The organism is Arthrobacter sp. fls2-241-R2A-172 (assembly GCF_030208885.1).
In the GTDB taxonomy this organism is placed as follows: Bacteria; Actinomycetota; Actinomycetes; order Actinomycetales; family Micrococcaceae; genus Arthrobacter.
Genome location: NZ_JARVTB010000001.1, coordinates 169,977 through 192,572, shown reverse-complemented (window position 1 = coordinate 192,572; position 22,596 = coordinate 169,977). Strand labels below are relative to the sequence as shown.

Genomic DNA, 22,596 nt, shown 5'->3' with positions numbered 1-22,596 from the left:
ATTTTCCTTGAACAGGTGTTCAAGATGCATTAGCCTGCTCCGTATGACCCAAGCCACATTTTCCGATTCCGCCTCCACCCTCTTCATCAACGGCCGGTGGGAGCCGGCAGCGTCCGGCACGGTGCGCGAGATCCATAATCCGGCCGACGGCGAACTGGTCGCCACGGTGTCCGAAGCCGGCCGCGAAGATGCCGAGCGCGCCATCGCCGCAGCCCGGGCTGCCTTCGACTCCGGCGTCTGGTCCTCCGTCCCGGCTCCCGAACGGGGAGCGTTCCTGCTCAAGGTCGCCGCAGAACTGCGCGAACGCCGCGAGAAGTTCGCCCGTGCCGAATCGCTGGACACCGGCAAGCGCATCGTCGAAAGCCGCATCGACATGGATGACATCGCCGCCTGCTTCGAATATTTCGGGCGCCTGGCGGGGCAGTCGGCGGGCCGGGTGGTCGATGCCGGGGACCCCGCCGTAGTCAGCAGAATCGTCTACGAACCTGTTGGAGTGTGCGGCCTGATCACGCCGTGGAACTACCCGCTGCTGCAGGCCGCGTGGAAGATCGCTCCTGCGCTGGCCGCCGGCTGTACTTTCGTCCTGAAGCCCGCCGAGCTGACCCCGTCCACCGCAATCCTGACCATGCAGTTGTTGAAGGACCTGGGCCTGCCGGACGGCGTCGCCAACCTGCTGACCGGTCCGGGAGTAAAAGCGGGCGCACCCCTTTCCGAGCACCCCGACATTGACCTGGTCTCCTTCACCGGTGGCCTGGAAACCGGCAAGCGCATTGCCGCGGCTGCAGCCGGCACCGTGAAGAAGGTGGCGCTGGAACTTGGCGGCAAGAACCCCAACGTCGTCTTCGCGGACGCTGACTTCGACGCCGCCGTCGACAATGCGCTGAACGGCGCCTTTGTGCACTCAGGCCAGGTCTGCTCCGCCGGGGCGCGGCTGGTGGTGGAGGAATCCATCGCCGAGCGCTTCGTCGACGAACTGGTCCGCAAGGCCAATGCCATCCGCATTGGCGGGCCGTTCGACGAGTCCGCCGAAACCGGACCCCTGATTTCAGCGGCCCACCGCGAGAAAGTTGACGCTTACGTCAAGCGCGGCGTGGCCGAAGGTGCGCGGCTGCGGTGCGGCGGCGCGGCCCCTGAAGGCGAACAGTTCGACGCCGGTTTCTACTACCAGCCCACCGTCCTGGACCGCGTGACCCGGGGAATGTCCGTTGTGATCGACGAAGCTTTTGGACCGGTAGTAACAGTGGAAACCTTCCGCACCGAGGACGAAGCCGTGGCCACCGCCAACGACACCATCTACGGGTTGGCAGGCGCAGTCTGGACCCAGGATGCCGGCAAGGCCCAGCGCGTAGCGGGCCGCCTGCGGCACGGCACGATCTGGATCAACGACTACCACCCTTACCTTCCGCAGGCCGAATGGGGCGGCTTCGGCCAGTCCGGCGTCGGCCGTGAACTCGGCCCCACCGGTCTGGGCGAGTACCAGGAAGCCAAGCACATCTACCAGAACACCAGCCCCCAGGTGACCGGCTGGTTCGCAGACCACGGCAAGGAGAACTAGATGCACGTCGACAACATAGAGAGCCTGGGCAACCGCGGGTTCGATTACGTCGTCATTGGCGGAGGATCTGCCGGGGCTGCCGTCGCCGCCCGGTTGAGCGAGGACCCCGCGGTCACCGTGGCCCTGGTGGAAGCCGGCCCGGATGACCGCAACATCCCCGAGATCCTGCAGCTGGACCGCTGGATGGAACTGCTGGAATCCGGCTACGACTGGGACTACCCGATCGAACCCCAGGAGAACGGCAACTCCTTCATGCGCCATGCCCGCGCCAAGGTCATGGGGGGCTGCTCCAGCCACAACTCCTGCATCGCTTTCTGGGCTCCCCGCGAGGACCTGGACGAATGGGAGTCAAAGTACGGAGCAACCGGCTGGAATGCTGCTGCCGCCTGGCCTTTGTACCAGCGCCTGGAAAGCAACGAAGACGCCGGACCGGAAGCACCACACCACGGCAACGACGGCCCGGTCCACTTGATGAACGTTCCTCCGAGCGATCCCGCCGGGGTGGCGCTTCTGGATGCCTGCGAGCAGACGGGCATTCCCCGCGCAAAGTTCAATGACGGCAACACCGTGATCAACGGCGCCAACTTCTTCCAGATCAACCGCCGCTCTGACGGGACCCGTTCCTCCAGCTCGGTCTCCTACATCCACCCCATCGTCGATCGTGAAAACTTCACGCTGCTGACCGGCCTGCGGGCCCGCCAGCTGGTGTTCGACGCGGACAAGCGCTGCACCGGCGTCGATGTGGTCGACTCCGCTTTCGGCCGGACGCACAGGCTGGACGCGCGACGCGAGGTCATCCTGTCCACCGGTGCCATTGATTCCCCCAAGCTGCTCATGCTCTCCGGCATCGGCCCGGCAGAACACCTGGCCGCGCATGGCATCGAGGTCCTGGTGGATTCCCCCGGCGTGGGCGAGCACCTGCAGGACCATCCGGAAGGCGTGGTGCAGTATGAGGCCAAGCAGCCCATGGTGCAGACCTCCACGCAGTGGTGGGAGATCGGCATTTTCACACCCACGGAGGAGGGCCTGGACCGCCCCGATCTGATGATGCACTACGGTTCCGTGCCCTTCGACATGAACACCCTGCGCTACGGCTACCCCACCACGGAGAACGGCTTCAGCCTTACCCCTAACGTCACGCACGCCCGTTCCCGCGGAACGGTCAGGCTGCGTAGCCGGGATTTCCGCGACAAGCCCATGGTGGACCCCCGCTACTTCACCGATCCGGAGGGCCACGACATGCGCGTCATGGTGGCCGGCATCCGCAAGGCCCGGGAAATCGCGGCGCAACCGGCCATGGCTGAGTGGACCGGACGTGAGCTCTCCCCCGGTGTCGAGGCACAGACGGACGAGGAACTCCAGGACTACATCCGCAAAACCCACAACACCGTCTACCACCCTGTCGGTACCGTCCGGATGGGACCGGTGGAGGACAGGATGTCACCCTTGGATCCTGAACTGCGGGTCAAGGGCGTTACTGGGCTGCGCGTGGCCGACGCCTCCGTCATGCCCGAACACGTCACCGTCAACCCGAACATCACTGTCATGATGATCGGCGAGCGCTGTGCCGATCTCATTAAGTCAGACCTCATCAACGACAACCGGACGGAGGAACCCACGACGGCGGAAGCCGACTTCAGCTTTTCTGTCGCCTGAACAGGCGCCCTGCTTTAAGACCCACGCAACAAACAATGGGGGAACAGCCGGAGGCACAAAGAGGTGCCCGGTTTTGATTTCGACTGCGGCCAACGGCGGCCGCAGGTAATCACCATTCATGCACGTCTGAACTAGGAGTTCGCATGTCAGAACCCAGCAAATCAGGACCCTGCAAGAGCGATGCAAGCGGTATGGACGAGTTTGGCTATGCCCAAACCCTTGACCGCAGCATCGGTAAGTTTGCCAGCTTCGCGGCCGGCGTCAGTTATATCTCCATCCTCACCGGCGTTTTCCAACTGTTCTACTTCGGATTTTCGACGGCGGGGCCCGCCTACGCCTGGTCGTGGCCCATCGTCTTTGTCGGCCAGTTGATGGTCGCCTTGTGTTTCGCCGAACTGGCCGGACGTTATCCGGTGGCAGGATCGGTCTACAACTGGGCCAAGAGGCTCTCCAGCGGAACGTGGGCCTGGCTGGCGGGCTGGTTGCTGCTGCTCTCCTCCATCATGGCCCTGGGCTCCGTTGCCTTGGCCCTCCAAATCACCTTGCCGCAGATCTGGAGCGGCTTCCAATTGGTGGGCGATGGAACCGGCCCTTACGACTTTGCGGTCAACGGGGTGATCCTGGCCAGCATCATGATCGCCATCTCCACGCTCATCAACGCGTTCGGGGTGAAGCTCATGACCATGATCAACAGCGTGGGCGTGTTCGTGGAACTGGTCGCGGCGGTCCTGCTGATCGTGGCCCTTTTGTGGCACGCCGTGCGGGGCCCGGAAGTCCTCCTGGACACGGCCGGGTTCGGCGAAGGGCAACCCCTGGGCTTCTTCGGAGTGTTCCTGATCGCCGCCATGGCTTCGGGTTACGTCATGTACGGATTCGACACGGCGAGCTCACTGGGCGAAGAGACCAAGGACCCCAAGAAGACGGCGCCCAAGGCCATCCTGCGCGCTGTCACGGCGTCCTTCCTTCTGGGCGGGCTGCTCCTGCTGGGCGGAATACTGGCCGCGCCGGACCTCTCCGACCCGAAGATCGGGGCTGCTGACGGCGGGCTGCAATACATTGTGCTGTCGGTGCTCGGCGGACCCTTCGGCAAGGCGTTCCTGGCGTGCATCGTCGTGGCTGTAGTGGTGTGCACGCTGGCCGTCCACGCTGCTGCCATCCGGATGATGTTTGCCATGGCCAGGGACAACAACCTTCCCTTCAGCCGCCAGCTCAGCAAGGTTCACCCCACCCGCAAGACGCCTACCGTGGCGGCTATCGTCATCGGCGTGGTGGCAGTGATTCCCCTGCTGGTCAACATCTCCCAGCCGGCCATCTTCACCATCCTCTCCAGCATCAGCATCGTGCTGATCTATCTCTCCTACCTGCTGGTTACCGTGCCTATGCTGCGGCGCCGGTTCCTCAAGAAGTGGCCTCTGAAGGACGACGGATCGGAACCCGGATTCAGCCTCGGCAAATGGGGACTGCCGGTGAACATCCTCGCGGTGCTCTGGGGCGGCGCCATGACACTGAACCTGGTGTGGCCACGGCCGGAGATCTACAACTCGGTGCCTCCCTTTGAGTGGTACCTGCAATGGGGCGGTGTCATGTTCGTCGCGGCAGTAGTCATCGGCGGAACACTGCTATACCGCCTCCGCATCAGGCACCGGACTGGCGTGCTGGCCGAACACGCCGCCGCCGCCCCATCGCCGTCCCCATCCCCATCGCCGTCCCCATCCCCGGACCCGGACCCCGGGTTGGTGGCCGCCCAAAATTCCTAGCAGTCAACCTCAGACGAACGCCGATTTTCCTGTCACTGCCCGGGCAACAATGAGGGAGTTGATCTCGTAGCTGCCCTCGTACGTGTAGAGGATCTCGGCGTCTCCGAAGAGCTTGCCCATCTCGTAATCCGTGGTGATTCCGTTCCCGCCCAGCAAGGACCGGCCCATGGCTACGGAGGAGCGTGCCAACCGGGTGGTGGTGGCTTTGCACATGGCGGCCTGGACCATTTCGAGCTTGCCGGCCTGTTGGATCCGGGCCAGTTCCACCATCATGGACAGTGAAGCGTTGGCGTTGCCCAGGATGTCCGCGAGCTGCTGTTGCACCAACTGAAAACGTGCCAGTTCCTTGCCGAACTGCTGGCGTTCCAGCGCGTAGGCGCGGGCAATGTCGAAGGCTGCCAGCTGGATTCCCGCGGCCTGCCAGCCAACCCAGGCCCGGGAATCACGCAAGAGGTCGTTGGCCCGGGAAAATTCCGAGGCCCCGGGAAGGAGATTCGATTCAGGAATGCGGACATCATCCAGCACGATGTCCGCATTCTGCATGATGCGAAGGCCGATCTTGTTCGAGATCTTGGTGGCTGTGAAGCCGGCCCGGTCACTTTCCACGATGAAACCCTTGATGTGCCCATCGCCCTCGTCACGGGCCCAGACCAGCGCGAAGTCCGCAATGGTGCCTGCCCCGATCCAGCGCTTGGCACCGTTGATGACCCATTCGCCGCCCTCGCGCCGCGCCGTCGTCGAGAGTCCTCCGGCAATGTCCGATCCGTGGTCCGGTTCGGTGAGCGCGAAGGCACCCATCTGGGTGAAGGCTTCGAGGCCCGGCAGCCACTTCTGCTTTTGCTCGTCAGAGCCGAGCTCGTTGATCATGCCCACGATGAGTTCGTTGTGGATGCCCACCAGGGCCGAGAGCGATACATCAGCCCGGGCGATTTCGGTGTACATGAGGCCCTTGAAGAGCTTGGTGGAACCGTCGGTCTGAAGCCCGCCGAGCCCGAACTTGGCCATATCTGCGAGTAACCCGAAGGGGAATTCCTCGCGGTTCCAGTAGTCGATGCTGGCCGAGCGGATGCGCGCCTGCAGGAATTCCCGGATTTCGAGGTATCGCGTGCGCTCCTCCTCGGGCAGGAGATCGATGACGTGCATCAGGTCCGCCTCCGGATAGGGAGGGAGGACGTGTTGTGGTGCCGTGCCATTCGTGGTGGTGCCGGCAGCTTTTTCGTCGAGCATTGGACCCCTTCGTCATGTCCCGTGCAGGCTCTTCCAAACCCTTGGATGTCCTAGTATATTGCAAGGTGATGTGGATCACTAGGCGGGGGCTGTGGCGAGGACGCCAGGCCAACCCCAAGGCGAAAGGCGGACTATGACAGTCACAGAAGACTTCCGTGCGGCCCGCGACCGGCTGCTGGAGCTGCGCGAGGACTACAAACTGGCGCACGCAGAATTCCAGTGGCCACGCTTTGAATACTTCAACTTCGCCCTCGACTGGTTCGACCACATCGCTGCAGATGAGGCCAGGGGCTCCAAGCCGGCATTAGTGATCGTGGAACAGGACGGCAGTTCAACACGGCGCACCTACCGCGATCTGTCGGAGCGGTCCTCCCAGGTCGCCAACTGGCTTCGTAGCCAGGGGGTCAAGCGCGGCGACCATATGATCATCATGCTCGGCAACCAGGTGGAACTCTGGGAACTCATGTTGGCCGGCATCAAGCTGGGCATCGTCATGATCCCCACCACCACCCTCATGGGCGCCCGCGACCTCCAGGACCGGGTGGAGCGCGGCGGGGCGGCTTGGGTCGCCGTCGGAAGCGCCAACATCGGCAAGTTCGATTCCGTGCAGGGTGATTACACCCTGATAGAGGTCGGCGCGGAAGGCAGCAACGGGCAGGCCAAACAGTACGCTGACTCGTACGACGGCGACACCGGCTTCACGCCCGACGCCCCCACCCGCGCCGATGAAACGCTGCTCCTCTACTTCACCTCCGGCACCACCTCGCGGGCCAAGCTGGTGGAGCACACCCACACCTCTTACCCGGTGGGCCACCTGTCCACCATGTACTGGATCGGCCTTGAACCCGGCGATGTCCACCTCAACGTCGCATCCCCGGGCTGGGCCAAGCATGCCTGGTCCAATGTCTTCACGCCCTGGATCGCCGAGGCGTGCGTCTTCATCTACAACTACGACCGCTTCGACGCTGCCGCCCTCATGAACCAGATGGGCCGCGAGGGCGTGACGAGTTTCTGCGCTCCGCCAACTGTCTGGCGGATGCTCATCCAAGCCGACCTCACGCAGCTCACCAGCCCGCCCAGCAAGGTGGTTTCGGCCGGCGAGCCCCTGAACGCCGAAGTGATTGGCCAGGTGGAGAAAGCCTGGGGCGTCACCATCCGTGACGGTTTCGGGCAGACAGAGTCCACGGTCCAGATCGCCAATACGCCCACCCAAGCGGTAAAAATCGGCTCGATGGGACGGCCACTGCCCGGGTACGACGTGGTCCTGGTGGACCCGGTCACCGGGCAGGAAGCCGACGACGGCGAACTCTGCCTGCGTTTGGACCCTCGGCCGGTGGGGCTCATGAAGAGTTACTTTGGCGACGAAGCGAAAACAGCCGAAGCCTTCCGTGACGGCTACTATCACACAGGCGACATGGCCAGCCGCGACGCCGACGGCGTCATCACCTACGTTGGCCGGGACGATGACGTGTTCAAGTCCTCCGACTACCGCTTGTCGCCCTTCGAACTCGAAAGCGTCCTGATCGAACACCCCGCAGTGGCGGAAGCCGCCGTCGTGCCTTCACCTGACGCGGTAAAGCTGTCAGTACCAAAGGCTTTTGTGGTCCTGGCGGCCGGCTACCAACCCGGCCCCGGTGTCGCAGAAGACATCCTCCGCTACTGCCGCGAGCACCTGGCCCCGTTCAAGCGCATCCGACGACTCGAATTCGGTGAGCTGCCCAAAACAATCTCGGGCAAGATCCGCCGTGTGGAGCTGCGTGGGACGGAAGTGGCCCGGCATGGCGACGGTCCGCTGCCGGCAGGTTTGGGCGTGGAGTACACCGAGGAAGAGTTCCCGAATCTGAAAGACTAGCCAACCAAGCAACCGAAGGAGGCCCATGGGCACCCCACTCCCCCGCGATCCCATTGCCGATGCCCAGCGCAACTGGGAACGGCATGGTTGGGGCGATGTCGCCGCGCCCATGGCAGCCATCACCGCGATCATGCGGACCCAGCAAATCCTGTTGGCACGCATCGAGACAGTGCTCAAGCCTTTTGGCCTGACCTTCGCGCGCTACGAGCTGCTGGCACTGCTCAGTTTCGCCCGGAGCGGCGCGCTGCCCATGAACAAAGCAAGCGCGCTCCTGCAGGTCCATCCGACGTCGGTGACCAACGCCGTCGACCGTCTCGAAAAGGCCGCCCTGGTGGCCCGCTCGCCGCACCCGACCGACGGCCGCACCACCCTGATCGAGCTCACCGCAGATGGCCGCAGCCTGGCGAAGAAGGCGACGGCGGCGCTCAACGCCGAAGTTTTCGGCAAGTCCGGTTTCGGGGACGACGACGTCGAGCACCTCATCCGCGTCCTGGGCACCTTCCGCAGGGATGCCGGGGATTTCACGGAGGAGTAGCGATTCTCGGCTCTCTACGTTCTTAAGGGGCGGTGCCCAGGCGAGGGTGGGGCTTTCGATCGGTATGTGTGCCCGGTGGGGGTCCTGATTTCCAAGGTATGCGTAGCCCCTTGAATGGTTTGTGTGGTCCAACCGGGGTTTTCCTTGGTGTGGTTGCAGGCTTCGCATAGACCGGCGCCGTTGGTGAGGTTCGTTGTGCCGCCGGAACGCCACGGAACTACATGGTCGATATGCCGGATGGGCGCGTCGCAATACGGCGTCCGGCAGGTGTTGTCCCGGGTCTCGATCAAGTGCCGGAGCCTGCCGCTGAAGAGCCGGGCCTTGGAGTCGGTGGCCAGAAGATCTCCAGTGGCCGGAGCGGTATAGAGCCTGCGAAGCCAGACACTGAGCTCCTGGGCCTGGTCTGACTGCTCCTCGGCGACAACTGTTCTGGCCCATTCTGCCGGCACGATTCCGTAGCCTTTGAGCCGGGCTGGTTCGCAGTCGCCTTGGAACAGGGTGCGGTCGGTCATGACGAGGTCCAGGTTGATCCCCGAAATCCCGCCCGGGGTGCCCGTGATGCGTTCGACCAAGGTATCGGCCATGAGCTGGCCCCGGCCTCGGGCATCCCCGCTGGAACGGGCCGAATCAGCCGCCCGGGTCAGCGCCGCGTACGCCGCCACTCCCTGGGCGACAGGAAGCAAGGCCGTCAGGTATGTCATGGTGTCCGGCGCCGGACGCAGGCTGACGGTCCGTTCAGCGGCGGCACGGCTTGCCCGCCCGGCCACCGAGCGCGGATCCCGACGATACGCGGCAGCCTTCGCAGCGGCAATGATCGCTTTGTCGCCCTTCCCGGCAAAGGTCCCGGCATCGGGGGCGAGTTCCTTGTCCACCGAGCAGCGGTCCTCAACAGACAGGCACGCCGTTTCCTTGACCAGCAACGTGGCACGCCACTCGTTCAACTGCCCCGACGTCAGGGCAGCCAAGGTATGCGGCATCTCCGCGACGAGGGCTTTCGCCAAACCCAGGAGACGTGACCCACGGTTCGGGGACTCACTCCGGGCCAACGCGACCTGCGCTCCCACCCCGTGGCCACGCTCGGACGCAGGGACGCCTGCCTCGGCTTGCTCGGCGCGCTGGACAAGATCAAAAGCCACAGCAACGCGCGCCTGTAGAGCAGAGATGGCCGACTTCATCTCTTCCAGCATCCGGAGCTGCTCGATCAGGTCCCCGCCCACAGTGTGGGCCGGGATGGAGCCCGCCAGAGCCGCTTCCGGCCGAGCGGGAACGAACGCAGGAGACACCACTGCACCCGCTCGACTCTCCCCAATCCGCTCCATGAGCCTACTCTTTCAGCAAGCACCGACAATATGACGTCAGCAAGGGAGTCCCTTGGAGGACCTCCCTTAAGCGGGACTCCCTGGTGCTCTGCAAACCTGATGGTGTGGAGATATGACCACCACACTTTCCACAACCAAGAGCCGCCGGTTGCCGATGGTGACCTATGTTTTGGCTGCGGGTGTGTTCCTGATGGGAACCACCGAGTTCATCGTTGCGGGCATCCTGCCGGACATCGCCGGCGACCTGGGTATCTCCGTTGCCGACGCGGGTCTCATGATCACTGTCTTTGCTGTCGGCATGATCGTTGGCACTCCCACGATGGCGATCCTGACGCTCAGGCTGCCACGCCGCCTGACGCTCAGCCTCGCACTGGTGGTCTTCGCGATGGGTCACCTGATGGCGGCGCTTTCCCCGGACTTCACGATCATCCTCGGTGCGCGTTTCCTCACGGCGTTGGCGACGGGCGCTTTTTGGGCGGTAGCCGCCGTCGTGGGTGCAAAAGCCGCAGGCGCTGCGGCGTCCCGTGCGTTGGGCGTTGTTTTGGGCGGCGGCATGCTCGCCAACGTCGTGGGTGTTCCCCTGGGTGCGTTTGCCGGCCAGGTCATTGGCTGGCGGGGACCGTTTTGGGTGCTCACAGTCTTGGCGCTGGTAGGTGCGGTTGCGGTCTATCGATTGGTTGCCGCGGATCCGCACTCTGGATACACGCCGTCGGTGCGTGCAGAGCTGGCAAGTATGCGCGATTCGAGGGTGTGGCTTGTTCTTGGGGGCTGTGCAATCGTCTGCGGATCATCCTTGGCTGCCTACACCTTCATCTCCCCGTTGCTCACGGAGAACACCGGACTTGCCGCAGCCGCGGTTCCCCTGGTGCTGATGGTTTACGGCGTCGGGGCGTTTATCGGTTCAACGCTGGGTGGCCGCTTCGGTGCCCAGCACCCCTATACGGCGCTCTTCATCCCGGCAAGCATGACCTTCCTGGTGCTCGGTGCCCTGTTCATGTTCTCCAGCTACGCCTTGGTCACTGTGGTGCTGATCTTCCTGTTGGGTCTCTTCGGCATGGCCACCAATCCGATTCTTATCGGCAAGGCCGTTGGATATGCCGGCCATGCGCCCACTCTGGCTTCGGCGCTCAGCACCTCGGCATTCAACCTGGGCACGGCCATGGGATCGTGGATTGCCGGCTTCGCCTTGGAATCGGCGTTGGGAGCCAGCGGTCCGGTATTGGTGGGCACGGGCATCGCCGCGCTGTACTTCCTGCCCCTCACAGTGCTGATACTGAAGGATCGGAAGCTGCGAAGAAGCCTTCCGTCTCCTCCGAAAAGCCTCCACCGACCGCAATCAGAAAATCCGTGACCTCGCTTGAACGTTGGTGGACGGCGTCGGCCTCTGCCACAAAAGCCAACACTCGCGGAAAGCCCGGGTGGACGTCATCCACTGAGGGTTGTCAGTTGTCCGCACGGCTCTTTTCAGAGGGGGTCTGAGATCCGTATTCGCTGGCAGCCCACGACGCCAGCAGTTGCAGGCGTTCCGCCGACGGCGACCCAGGCTCTGCCGCGTAGATCGTCAATGTGAGCCCAGGTTCGGCCGCCATCTCCAGGCCCTCATAGGCGAGCGTCATCTCACCGACGATCGGGTGGTTAAACGTCTTGAACCCCGTTCCGTGGTGGCGGACGTTGTGCGCGCCCCAGCGTGTGCGGAAGTCATCGCTGCGGGTGCTGAGTTCGCCAATGAGATCGTGAAGGTCTTTGTTGTGCGGGTCCCTGCCGGCCTCAGTGCGAAGGATGGAAACAGTGACCTCGGCGAAGGCATCCCAGTCGGGGTAAAACCCGTAGGCCCGTTCATCCAGGAACGTGAATCGCGCGATGTTGGGCGGCTGGCCCGGCATGTCGTAGCAGTCCTTGTAGAAAGCCCGGGCCAACGGGTTGACGGCCAAGAGATCCATGCGGCCATTGCGGACGAAGGCGGGGCCGGCCGTAATCGCATCGAGCGCCCACTGCAGGCTCTGGTGCGGCACATAGGACTTTGCGTTCCGGCGCCGGGGCGGTCGCGCGACTGGGCTCGCTGCGTGGGCCAGGTCAAAGAGGTAGGCGCGTTCCGCGTCGTCCAAGCACAATGCCCGTGCCAGACTCTCAAGCACTTGGGGCGATGCACCGCTGATGGCACCGCGCTCCAAACGGGTGTAATACTCAACGCTCAGTCCGGCAAGAGTGGCCACCTCACTGCGCCGCAATCCCTTGACCCGCCGATTGGAGCCGGTTGGCAGTCCAACCTGCTCCGGCGCCACGTGTGCTCGCCGGGAGATCAGGAATTCACGTACTTCGGCCCGATTGTCCATGTCTTCACCATAGGTCCGGACCGGCTGCCGAGGGAGTCCCTCCCAGGACCACCTACGGTCGGGACTCCGGCCGGACACCAGCACAAGGCCAACTCATGAGTCCGCCAAGTCCCCTGGAGCCGGACCAGAGTGCCGGACGCAGCACCTGATCGTCATGACGGCCGCGAAAACCCAGTACGCTGCTAGGCTCCGATGCTGACACTCCAGGAGGAAACACCGTGGGATTTGCCGAAGAACTCAGGAACCGGTCCGCCGAGGATTGGGACGCCGCCGTCACCCATCCGTTCGTTGACCAACTGCTGGACGGGTCCCTCCCCGATGAGCAGCTGCGCCACTATCTTGTCCAGGATTACCAGTTCTGCGATGCGTTTACCGCCCTCCTCGGCCAGGCCGTGGCCTCGGCGCCGTCGTTGCCCTCACGGCTGGTCTTTGCCCGCGTCTTGGGCGCTTTCGCGTCGGATGAGAACACGTACTTCCAGGACTCCTTCGATGAGCTGGGCGTGCCGGAACGAGAACGACGGTCCCCCGTCCTTGCTGCCACAACCACGGAATTCGATGCGCTCATGCGCGACGCCCTGGCCACCCGGGCCTATCCAAACGTCCTGGCGGTGCTGCTGGTGGCCGAATGGCTTTACGGCGACTGGGCCGGACGCGCCGGAGAACCCGCCACCTGGCCTGCCGAATCCAAGCACGCCGAATGGATCCGCCTTCACAACAATCCCGAGTACAGCGCGTGGGTGAGCTGGCTGCGGGACGAGTTCGACGCCGTCGAGCCTTCAGAGCCGCAGGAGCGTCAGCGGGTTGCCGCTGTCTTCGCCGAGGCGGTACGGCTGGAGCGGGCGTTCTTCGACGCCGCACTTGCCCCGGCTGCTCTTCGCTAAGCGGCTTCCGGACGGTGCAACTGAGTTCCACCAGGCCTTGCTTCTTCAGGGAAGTCCGCTGCTTCATCGGAGCCCCGGCAGCCCTCGGGAGTCCCCGCCGGATCCATCCAGTGCCAGCTCTCGGGGCAGTCGTCGTTGTCGCAAAATTGCCAGGTCATGGGTCCCTCGTCGTCGCATGTTCTTGTGTCCTCTAAGGAAGAGGCTCGAACAACCGGGAAGTGACGAAAGAAGGACCGTGAGCTGCGCCCTATTTATCCGGCCGAGGTAAAGGCGAAGATCAGCGCCGACCCCAGTGACAGGATCCCGATGCCGTAGCCCACAACCAAAGCGCCGATGGCGAACGCACGTCCGCGTTCGCTGCGTTGCTGGATCTGGTTCAAGGCGACGTGCCCTGCCCCAACGACGAACACAGCGATGACTGCCATGCCGGCGAAGAACAGCCCCACCAGGGCGACGACGGCCATCGCAGCTGCCACGAGGGCCTGCCGGTTGATCGGCTGGGTGGACGCTTCAGTGTGGTTAGTCTGAACGATCTCCGTTGACATGTTCTCTCCCCATTCGTAAGTGCCCCGAGTCTATCCACGCTGCACCCAAATACCGGGCAGCCCCGCCTGTGGTGTCCGAGGACGTTGCCGGCCCGCTAATCCGTGGTTGGCCAACGACGGAATAGCGGGCCGGCGACGGGGAGTCGCGGGTCACCTGTGCTTGAACTCAGGCTGGCGCTTCTCGCTGAAGGCGGCCATGCCTTCCTTCTGGTCTTCGGTGGCGAAGAGCGAGTGGAACACCCTGCGTTCGAACACGACTCCCTGGGCCAAGCCCATCTCGAAGGCCGCATTGACCGCTTCCTTGGCAACCATCGCAGCGGGCTTCGACTTGGACGCGATGGCTTCGGCCGCCTTCAGGGCCTCGTCCACCACCTCAGCTGCAGGCACGACACGCGAGACCAACCCTGAACGTTCGGCTTCTTCCGCATCCATGAAACGGCCGGTCAAAACCATGTCCATGGCCTTGGCTTTGCCAACGGCCCGTGTCAGCCGCTGGGAGCCACCCATGCCGGGGATTACTCCCAGGTTGATTTCCGGCTGGCCGAACTTGGCGTTGTCTCCGGCGATGATGAAGTCGGCCATCATGGCCAGCTCGCATCCCCCGCCCAGGGCAAACCCGGACACAGCGGCGATGACCGGGATCCGCAGCCGTGTGAGGTCCTCCCAGTGCCGGAACCAATCCGCGGCATACATCTCCATGTAGCTCTTGGAGGACATTTCCTTGATGTCGGCGCCGGCAGCGAAGGCCTTGATGGAGCCGGCAATCACCACGGCGCCGATGCCGGGATCGGTATCCATGTCCCGCACCGCGGAAACGAGTTCGTTCATGAGTGCCGTGTTGAGCGCATTCAACGCCGAGGGCCGGTTCAACGTCACCAAACCAACCCGTCCCCGCTGCTCCACCACGATGTTCTGGTACTGCTCCGTCATGCGCTCCCTCTCGCTAATGCTCATCAGGCCAGACTCTCACACGGACTTTTCGCGGATATCGGTGATGATGCCCGAGAAATCCCTGCCAGCACCTTCCCCGGCCGCATAGGCGTCGTAGATCCGGGACGCCAGTGGCCCCATTTCCGCGGCAACGCCCGTGCTCTCCAGCGCGTTGAGTGCCAGGCGCAGGTCCTTGGCCATCAATGCACCGGCAAAACCCGGCTGGTAGTCACGGTTGGCGGGGCTCGTAGGGACAGGACCGGGAACGGGACAGTTGGTGGTCAGCGCCCAGCACTGCCCGGAAGCGTTGGAGGCGACGTCGAACAACGCCTGGTGTGTGAGCCCCAGCTTCTCGCCCAGCACGAAGGCCTCGGAGACGGCAATCATGGACACCCCCAGGATCATGTTGTTGCAGACCTTCGCGGCCTGTCCTGCGCCATGGTCACCGCAGTGCACAATCCGTTTGCCCATCAGTTCCAGGATCGGCTTCACAGTTTCGAAGTCCTCCGGCAAGGCCCCCACCATGAACGTCAGCGTTCCAGCTTCGGCACCCACCACACCGCCGGAAACCGGGGCGTCCACTGAACGGTGGCCGGCTTCCACTGCGATGACGGCTGCCTCGCGTGCCTCATCCACGTTGATGGTTGAGCAGTCCAGGAACAGGGTGTCCGGGCGTGCGACGGCCAACAAGCCGGGCCCTCCGTCACCCCGGTAAGCGTCCAGGACGTGCTTCCCGCTGGGCAGCATGGTCAACACCACGGATGCCTCCGCCACTGCCTCCGCCGGTGTGGCCGCCATGGGTATGCCGTGTGCTGCAGCTGCCTCGACGGCCGCCGGAACCGGGTCGTAACCGATGACGTCATGCCCGGCCTTGATCAGGTTGGCAGCCATCGGCCCACCCATATGGCCGAGCCCCAGGAAAGCGATGCGTCCCGTTGCCGATTCTGCGTTATCTGTCATGTCGTCTCCTTCAAAATGGCTGCTGGACACTGTCTGCTCACTGCTGCCTACTTCGCTTGGGCCGCCACGCTGGCGAGCCCCAGTTCGCGTTCGCCAAGCGGCGCGAAGTAGCTTTCGACGTCGGACCGCTGGACTTCTGCGAGCGTCGGCGGTTTCCACTGCGGGTTGCGGTCCTTGTCCACCACCTGCGCACGGATGCCTTCGCGGAAGTCGGGGCCGGCCAGGCAGCGAAGCCCCACCCGGTACTCCTGGTCCAGCGCTTCCTCGAGGGACAACCCCCGGACCCGCCGCAGCGATTCCAAGGTGACCTTCACGGACGTCGGCGACTTCGCCTCGATGGTGTCCGCCGCGGCAGCAGCTTCAGCACCCGCAGAGCGCAGGCTCCGCACGATCTCTCCGGCGTCGTCCTGGGCGTAGGCGGCGTCGATCCACCCCTGCTGGGCGGCAAGTGGCGAGTCCGGCGCGGCTTGGGCAAAGCGATCGACGGCGGCAGCCGCCGTCGAGCTTTCCAACGCTTCCGCCAGCGCGGGGAGACTGTCGGACGGGACGAAGTGGTCCGCGAGCCCAAGGAACAGGGCGTCCGCACCGGACAGGTGCGCGCCCGTCAGCGCCGCGTGGGTCCCGGTCTCCCCCGGCGATCGTGACAGCAACAGGGTGCCGCCGACGTCGGGCACGAACCCAATGGTGGTTTCGGGCATGCCGGTGCGGGTCCGTTCGGTGACGACACGCACGGAACCGTGCGCCGAGATACCCACCCCACCACCGAGTACCAGCCCGTCCATGAAGGCGACATACGGCTTGGGATACTGCGAGATCAGCGCGTTCAGGCGGTATTCGTCGGCCCAGAACGCTGCTGTTTCCGTCCCGCCGTGGAGCATGTCCTTGTAGATGGCCACGATGTCGCCGCCGGCGCACAACCCGCGGTCGCCGGCTCCGCGCACCAAAACTGTGGCGACGGCGTCGTCGTCAGCCCAGTCGGTGAGCTGCTGGAGCATGGCCTTCACCATCCCGGCATTCAACGCGTTGACTGCCTTGGGGCGGTTGAGCGTGACGATGCCGAGGTGCCCACGGCGCTCAAACAGGACGTCTTCTTCCGTCTCCGCCAACCCCATCAGCTGCCTGCCGGCATCACGAAGCTGGCGCCCTGGCGGATACCGGAAGGCCACCGCGACGTCACGGTCTTGGTCTTGGTGTAGAAGCGGAAAGCGTCGGCGCCGTGCTGGTTGAGGTCGCCGAAGCCGGAGGCCTTCCAGCCGCCGAAGGTGTAGTAGGCAATGGGCACGGGAATGGGGACGTTGATGCCCACCATGCCCACCTCGACGCGGCTGGCGAAGTCGCGCGCGGAGTCGCCGTCGCGGGTGAAGATTGCGACGCCGTTACCGAACTCGTGCTCGCTGCAGAGCCTGAGCGCTTCGTCGTAGTCAGCCGCCCGCAGCACGCTGAGAACGGGCCCGAAGATCTCTTCCTTGTAGATCTTCATGTCCTTAGTGACGTTGTCGAAGAGCGTGGGGCCAACCCAGAAACCGCCGTCGTAGCCGTCCACCGTGAGGCCGCGACCATCGGTGACCAAGGTGGCGCCCTCGTCCACGCCGGACTGTATGTAGCCTTCGATCCTCTCCTTCGCGGACGCAGCCACCACGGGCCCGAAGTCCGAGTCCTTGTCCAGGCTGTGGCCAACCTTCAGGTCCTTCACGCGCTCGGTCAGCTTGGCCACCAACGCATCGGCGGTTTCCTGCCCAACCGGCACCGCAACGGAGATCGCCATGCACCGTTCGCCTGCGGAACCGTACCCGGCACCAATGAGGGCGTCGGCTGCCATGTCCAGGTCGGCGTCGGGCATGATCACCATGTGGTTCTTGGCCCCGCCGAAGCACTGTGCCCGCTTGCCGTGCGCCGCGGCCGTGGCGTAGATGTACTGGGCGATCGGCGTGGAGCCCACGAAGCCGATAGCCTTCACGCGGGGATCCTCGAGCAGCGCGTCCACGGCTTCTTTGTCGCCGTTGATCACGTTGAACACGCCATTGGGAACGCCTGCTGCGCTGTACAGCTCTGCCAGGCGCAGCGGCACGGAAGGATCGCGCTCGGACGGCTTAAGGATGAACGCATTACCGGCTGCGAGCGCCGGGCCGGACTTCCAGAGTGGAATCATTGCCGGGAAGTTGAAGGGGGTGATGCCCGCAACCACACCCAATGGCTGGCGAAGTGAATGGACATCGATCCCTTGGCCGGCGTTGTCCGAGAACTCGCCCTTGAGCAGATGCGGCGCACCTGCCGAGAACTCCACGACCTCGATGCCGCGCTGGATATCGCCCTTGGCGTCCGCGAATGTCTTGCCGTGCTCGGAGGACAGGAGCTTGGCCAGCTCATCCATGTTTTCGTTGACCAGGTCCACGAACTTGAGCAGGATGCGTCCCCGGCGTTGCGGGTTCATGGCCGCCCATTCGAGCTGGCCCTTCTCGGCATTTGCGACGGCGTCGCGGACCTCGTCAGCGCTGGCCAACGGGAGCCGGGCCTGGACTTCGCCCGTGCAGGGATCGTAGACATCGCTGAACCGGCCGGACGTCCCGTCGATCCTCTGGCCGTCTACGTAGTGTGAAAGCTCGCGCACCATGGTGGAATGCTCCTTTGCATCGTGAATGACTGCCGTGCCGCCGGGTCTGGGACCCAGGCGGGGAACACGTGACCAACTGTGATCCAGGTCATCTCTCAACCCGAATATACTCGGACTTCCTACTAATTTCCAGAGGGCCGTTTTCCGGGTGTGGCCGCCCCTAGTGGACTTCCTTCATCCCCTTGTAGGCCTCCAGCGCTTCCGCCCGGGTGGTCTTGAGATCCACGATCCCGTCCGGGTAGTCCGGCGTGCCGAACTCGGGAATCCAGTGGGCAATGTACTTCCCCTGGGGATCGAACTTGACGCGTTGGGCCTCCGGGTTGAAGATCCGGAAGAACGGGGAAGCGTCCGCTCCGGAGCCGGCCACCCACTGCCAGTTGGCGGGGTTCGACGCCGGGTCGGCATCCACCAGGGTGTCCCAGAACCACTGCTCCCCCAGTTGCCAATGGATGCCAAGGTTCTTCACCAGGAAGCTGGCAGCAACCATGCGGACCCTGTTGTGCATCCAGCCGGTGTGCCACAGTTGCCTCTGCCCGGCGTCAACCATGGGAAAACCGGTGCGGCCCTTCTGCCAGGCGCGGAACTCCTCAGGGGCGGACTCGTGGCCCGGGTGCTTGCCGCCGCTGCCGTTGGAGCCGGGCCAGGCCCAAGGGAAGCGGTCAAATTCAGTGCGAAGGTTGGCCGTGGCCAAGTGCGGATTATGGAAGTACTGGTGCCAGCAGAACTCCCGCCAACCCAACTCCGACGCGTAGATCGAAGCACTTTCGGAGCGCCGGGAACCCAGTGCGTGCCACACTTGGAAGGGGCTCAGCTCACCCCAGCGCAGATACGGTGACAGGCAGCTGCTGCCATCGGTATCGGGACGGTTACGGCCCTCGCTGTAGTTGGAAAGTCCCTTGTCCACGAATGCCGCCAGGCGCTTGTGCCCGGCGGCGGCCCCGGGCGTCCACATCTCCGCCAGCCCTCCGGCCCAGTCGGGCTTTTTGGGCAGCAAGGACCACGATTCGAGGTCATCGTAGGCCGGCAGCTCGCCGCCGAAGCCATGGCCCTTCTGGGGAACAGCCAGGGGCTCACGGAATTCCTGCGCGGAAATCGTCCGCCAAAACGGTGTGAAGACCTTGTACTGGCCACCGGTCTTAGTGGTGACCTCCCACGGCTCGTGGAGCAGCGAGGCCTGGAAACTTGAGACGTGCAGTCCGGCCTCGCCCGCCCACGACTTGATGCCGGCGTCGACTGTTCGCTCGGCGGAACCGTAACGGCGGTTCCAGTACAACGCGCCGGCACCTATCGCCGTCGTCGTCTTCCGGACCACCTCAGCGGCCGCTCCGCGGCGCAGCAGCAAAGGAATGCCAAGGGCGGCAAGGTCCTCCTTGAGCGCTGTGAGCGAGTGATGCAGCCACCACCTCGCGGCACCACCGTGGGGGCGGATGCCGGGCGATTCTTCGTCGAGGACGTACAGCGCAACGGCCTCACCGTCGTCGACGGCGGCACGTAACGCCGGGTTGTCGGCCACACGGAGATCGTCACGGAACCAAACGACGGAAGGCTTCACATCTTTCCTCTCAGTGGGCGACCGGAAAATGGGAACAGCCCATGCCCCTATCAAATCCTAGGGGCATGGGCTGTTCGAGCTGTTAAGCCGGGGTCAGGCGATGGAAGCGACGTGTTCCTGCTCCATGACTTCCTGCACGGCAATGTCGGTGGCGGTTTCGGTCCACATCGGTACGGAGTTGACCACGTAGTCACGTGCTGCTGCGCCAACCATGCTCATACCCGGGTAGACCCGCTGGCCGTTTTCCTTGACCTGCTTCAGTCCTTCAAGGGCCAGGGCTGTCTTCAATGCGGAGTCGGGAATGGGGACTTTGCGGCCGAGAACGCACCAACTGATGTACAGGCCGTAGAGTGTGTCAAAGTCCAGGCCCTTCTCATTGTCGTCCTCGAACACCACGGAGTCGCGCAAGAATTGGCTAATTTGAGTGTCGGTCATTTCTTGGGGCCTCTTCGGAGAGAAGTAAGGGCCGCCGGGCTGCATCAGCGAATGTCCTATTTGCCTACTATAGCCCTCTTCCGGCTACCCGGAAGAGGAAAGCAGATTAACTCTGGATGACGGACCGGCACATCCTTGCGTTGAGAGGTCCTAAAGAGCGGCCAGGATCTGGCGCCGCACCTCGCGTCGGCGTAGCGTCGACTTCATCTCCACAAGCGGCCGGACAGGCGGCAGCGGCGGCAGCTCAAGCGGATCGGTAAGGAGCGTCTCGTGGCTGGATGGAACGCTGATACAGCAGCCGGACCGCTTGGCGCCGGGACAGTGACCTTGGTGGAAGGCTCGTCTTTCTGCATCTCCTCCGCCAACGGAGACATCCATCCTGAATTGCCCCACGGAGTCTTCCATTTGGACACCCGGATCCTGTCCAAATGGGAGCTCACTGTCAACGGACAAGTCATCGAACCCTTGGCGGCAGAAACCAGGGAACCGTACCGGGCGTCGTTTGTCGGCAGGGTTCCCCGTCCGGATGGGCACGCCGACAGCCCCTTGCTGGTGGAGCGGCTTCGGGAAGTCGGTAACGGAATCCGCGAAGAAATCACCGTCCGGAATTACTCAAACCAAGCTACGCAATGCCGCATCCTGCTTTCAGCCGAATCGGATTTCGCCGATCTTTTCGAAGTCAAGGAAGCCCGGATTACGCGAGAATGGACCGAAACCCACCTGCCTGACGGCGATTCCCTGGAAATCCGCGGAAAATGGGAGGAAATCCGGAAAAGTGTGGTGATCCGGGCCGATGGTGCCGGTGCAGGTGCCAGGGCATTGGGTTTCACGGCCAAAATTCCCGCGTTCGGGAGCTGGAGTACGCGTGCCAGCGTGGTGCCAAAGCAACAAAGCGCCGGGGCCCCTTTCACCCACCAGGATCCGGTCGGGCTCTCGCCCAGCGATCAGCGCAGGCAGGATTGGGTAGCCCGGATCCCCGTCGTGCAGCTCAGCAACCGGTCAATCGAAGACACCCTCCGCCGCAGCTACGAGGACCTTGGCGCGCTCCGCATCCAGGATCCGGACCACCCCGAAAGGGTGGTGGTGGCCGCCGGCGCCCCATGGTTCATGACGCTGTTCGGCCGGGACTCCTTGTGGGCGTCCGAAATGGCCCTCCCCGTAGACCCCTCCCTGGCCTTGGGCACCCTCCGGACGCTGGCCGACCGCCAGGGCACGGTGGTGGATCCGGCCACCGAAGAAGAACCCGGGAAGATCCTGCACGAGGTCCGGCTGGGGGTCTCCGGGGGCCTGGCCTTGGGCGGCAAATCCGCTTATTACGGCAGCGTGGACGCAACCCCGCTGTTTGTGGTGGTCCTTGGCTCGGTGAGCCGCTGGGGTTTCGGCAAAGACGCGATCTCGGGCCTGCTCCCCCACGCGGACCGTGCCCTGGAGTGGATCCGGACCTACGGCGACCGGGACGGCGACGGTTTCGTGGAGTACGGGCGGCCCAACGAGCACGGACTCATCAACCAGGGCTGGAAAGACTCGTGGGACGGCATCAATTTTGCGGACGGCACCCTGGCTGAACCGCCCCTGGCGCTGTGCGAGGTCCAGGCGTACGTGCATGGCGCCTATGTGGCGCGCGCCTGGATGGCATACGACGACGGCGACCTCACCTTGGCGGAAAGCCTGCGGGAACGCGCGGAGGACCTTAAGAAGCGGTTCAACGAACAGTTCTGGATGCCCGACAAGGGCTACTACGCTGTGGCACTGGACCGCGACAAGCGCCCCGTGGACGCTTGTGCTTCCAATATGGGCCACTGCCTGTGGTTCGGTTTGATTGACGACGACAAGGCCCCCGCCGTGGTGGAGCGGCTGATGTCCCCCGAAATGTTCAGCGGATGGGGTGTCCGAACGCTCGCCAAAAACATGGGTGCCTACAACCCCGCCAGCTATCACAACGGCTCCGTATGGCCGCATGACAATGCGCTGATCGTTTCCGGGCTGCTCCGCTATGGCTTCGTGGAGGAAGCCCAACGGATAGCAACCGCCATGCTGGAAGCCGCCGAGATCTCAGGCGACCGCTTACCCGAGCTCTTCTGCGGATTCGACCGCACGCAATTCCGGGAGCCCGTCCCCTATCCGACGGCCTGCTCGCCGCAGGCGTGGGCCGCCACCACGCCCATCCACCTGGTCATGAGCCTGCTGCGCTACGACACCCACATCTCACTGGGCGGCATCTGGCTGGACCCGGTGCTGCCGCCGTCGTTCGGGGACCTGCACATCCGCAACGCGCCCATGGGCAGCGCGCGGATCACCATTGACGCGGCAGGCACGCAAGCGACGGTCAAGGGCATTCCCGAAGGCCTCACAGTCCATCACGGGCAACGGCCGTGGTTGACCGACCTTGTTGAGCGGGCGCATCACCGGACTCCCGGCAAAACCTAGGCACGGAAGTCTGTTACAGGA

18 protein-coding genes and 1 pseudogene are annotated in these 22,596 nt (G+C 64.0%); 9 read left to right on the top strand and 10 right to left on the bottom strand.

What is annotated here, in order from left to right:
• Positions 1-43 precede the first annotated feature (43 nt).
• The 3 genes from QRM57_RS00975 (at position 44) to QRM57_RS00965 (ending at position 4,968) form a co-directional block, all read left to right on the top strand.
• Positions 44-1,555: an aldehyde dehydrogenase family protein gene (locus tag QRM57_RS00975; protein ID WP_257370092.1), complete on the top strand. Its 1,512-nt coding sequence runs from the start codon at positions 44-46 to the stop codon at positions 1,553-1,555.
• Positions 1,556-3,211 (top strand): GMC family oxidoreductase, encoded by a 1,656-nt coding sequence (locus tag QRM57_RS00970; protein ID WP_284985208.1) that lies wholly within the window; start codon positions 1,556-1,558, stop codon positions 3,209-3,211.
• Between the two features lie 143 nt (positions 3,212-3,354).
• Complete coding sequence (locus tag QRM57_RS00965; RefSeq protein WP_284985207.1) at positions 3,355-4,968, top strand: APC family permease; 1,614 nt, start codon at positions 3,355-3,357, stop codon at positions 4,966-4,968.
• A 9-nt stretch (positions 4,969-4,977) separates the two neighbouring features.
• Here the strand turns inward: QRM57_RS00965 and QRM57_RS00960 are convergent, their stop codons facing one another.
• Positions 4,978-6,195: an acyl-CoA dehydrogenase family protein gene (locus QRM57_RS00960; protein WP_284985206.1), complete on the bottom strand. Its 1,218-nt coding sequence runs from the start codon at positions 6,193-6,195 to the stop codon at positions 4,978-4,980.
• A 133-nt stretch (positions 6,196-6,328) separates the two neighbouring features.
• Here QRM57_RS00960 and QRM57_RS00955 point away from each other — a divergent pair, with 133 nt between their 5' ends.
• Both QRM57_RS00955 and QRM57_RS00950 read left to right on the top strand, forming a co-directional pair.
• Complete coding sequence (locus tag QRM57_RS00955; RefSeq protein WP_284985205.1) at positions 6,329-8,047, top strand: AMP-binding protein; 1,719 nt, start codon at positions 6,329-6,331, stop codon at positions 8,045-8,047.
• 25 nt (positions 8,048-8,072) lie between these two features.
• Positions 8,073-8,582 (top strand): MarR family winged helix-turn-helix transcriptional regulator, encoded by a 510-nt coding sequence (locus QRM57_RS00950; protein WP_284985204.1) that lies wholly within the window; start codon positions 8,073-8,075, stop codon positions 8,580-8,582.
• 14 nt (positions 8,583-8,596) lie between these two features.
• Here the strand turns inward: QRM57_RS00950 and QRM57_RS00945 are convergent, their stop codons facing one another.
• On the bottom strand, positions 8,597-9,901 hold the full coding sequence (locus QRM57_RS00945) for an HNH endonuclease (RefSeq protein WP_284985203.1): 1,305 nt from the start codon (positions 9,899-9,901) through the stop codon (positions 8,597-8,599).
• A gap of 112 nt (positions 9,902-10,013) precedes the next feature.
• Here QRM57_RS00945 and QRM57_RS00940 point away from each other — a divergent pair.
• Both QRM57_RS00940 and QRM57_RS20925 read left to right on the top strand, forming a co-directional pair.
• A pseudogene (locus QRM57_RS00940) lies at positions 10,014-11,210 on the top strand (MFS transporter); the annotation flags it as partial.
• Positions 11,182-11,262 (top strand): ANTAR domain-containing protein, encoded by an 81-nt coding sequence (locus QRM57_RS20925; RefSeq protein WP_350309819.1) that lies wholly within the window; start codon positions 11,182-11,184, stop codon positions 11,260-11,262. The pseudogene QRM57_RS00940 and the gene QRM57_RS20925, both read left to right, overlap by 29 nt.
• A gap of 81 nt (positions 11,263-11,343) precedes the next feature.
• On the opposite strand, the gene QRM57_RS00935 is transcribed toward QRM57_RS20925, so the two are convergent.
• Entirely contained in the window at positions 11,344-12,234 is an 891-nt protein-coding gene (locus QRM57_RS00935; protein WP_235521389.1) for a helix-turn-helix transcriptional regulator, read from the bottom strand.
• Positions 12,235-12,452: 218 nt separating this feature from the next.
• Here QRM57_RS00935 and QRM57_RS00930 point away from each other — a divergent pair, with 218 nt between their 5' ends.
• On the top strand, positions 12,453-13,115 hold the full coding sequence (locus QRM57_RS00930; RefSeq protein WP_284985201.1) for a TenA family protein: 663 nt from the start codon (positions 12,453-12,455) through the stop codon (positions 13,113-13,115).
• Between the two features lie 251 nt (positions 13,116-13,366).
• Here the strand turns inward: QRM57_RS00930 and QRM57_RS00925 are convergent, their stop codons facing one another.
• The 7 genes from QRM57_RS00925 to QRM57_RS00895 form a co-directional block, all read right to left on the bottom strand.
• Positions 13,367-13,660 (bottom strand): DUF4190 domain-containing protein, encoded by a 294-nt coding sequence (locus tag QRM57_RS00925; protein ID WP_257370101.1) that lies wholly within the window; start codon positions 13,658-13,660, stop codon positions 13,367-13,369.
• A 150-nt stretch (positions 13,661-13,810) separates the two neighbouring features.
• A complete protein-coding gene (locus QRM57_RS00920) occupies positions 13,811-14,590 on the bottom strand; it encodes an enoyl-CoA hydratase (protein WP_284985521.1) in 780 nt (259 codons plus the stop codon).
• Positions 14,591-14,626: 36 nt separating this feature from the next.
• A complete protein-coding gene (mmsB, locus tag QRM57_RS00915; protein WP_284985200.1) occupies positions 14,627-15,550 on the bottom strand; it encodes a 3-hydroxyisobutyrate dehydrogenase in 924 nt (307 codons plus the stop codon).
• Between the two features lie 47 nt (positions 15,551-15,597).
• Complete coding sequence (locus QRM57_RS00910) at positions 15,598-16,662, bottom strand: enoyl-CoA hydratase/isomerase family protein (protein WP_284985199.1); 1,065 nt, start codon at positions 16,660-16,662, stop codon at positions 15,598-15,600.
• A complete protein-coding gene (locus tag QRM57_RS00905; protein WP_284985198.1) occupies positions 16,662-18,161 on the bottom strand; it encodes a CoA-acylating methylmalonate-semialdehyde dehydrogenase in 1,500 nt (499 codons plus the stop codon). The genes QRM57_RS00910 and QRM57_RS00905 overlap by 1 nt, the downstream gene beginning before the upstream one ends.
• Positions 18,162-18,321: 160 nt before the next feature.
• Positions 18,322-19,713 (bottom strand): cryptochrome/photolyase family protein, encoded by a 1,392-nt coding sequence (locus QRM57_RS00900; protein ID WP_284985197.1) that lies wholly within the window; start codon positions 19,711-19,713, stop codon positions 18,322-18,324.
• Between the two features lie 93 nt (positions 19,714-19,806).
• The gene (locus tag QRM57_RS00895) at positions 19,807-20,148 is read right to left on the bottom strand and encodes a hypothetical protein (protein WP_257370105.1); all 342 of its coding nucleotides are present in this window, start codon (positions 20,146-20,148) and stop codon (positions 19,807-19,809) included.
• Positions 20,149-20,418: 270 nt separating this feature from the next.
• On the opposite strand from QRM57_RS00895, the gene QRM57_RS00890 reads away from it, so the two are divergent.
• Positions 20,419-22,575: an amylo-alpha-1,6-glucosidase gene (locus tag QRM57_RS00890; protein ID WP_284985195.1), complete on the top strand. Its 2,157-nt coding sequence runs from the start codon at positions 20,419-20,421 to the stop codon at positions 22,573-22,575.
• Positions 22,576-22,596: the final 21 nt, after the last annotated feature.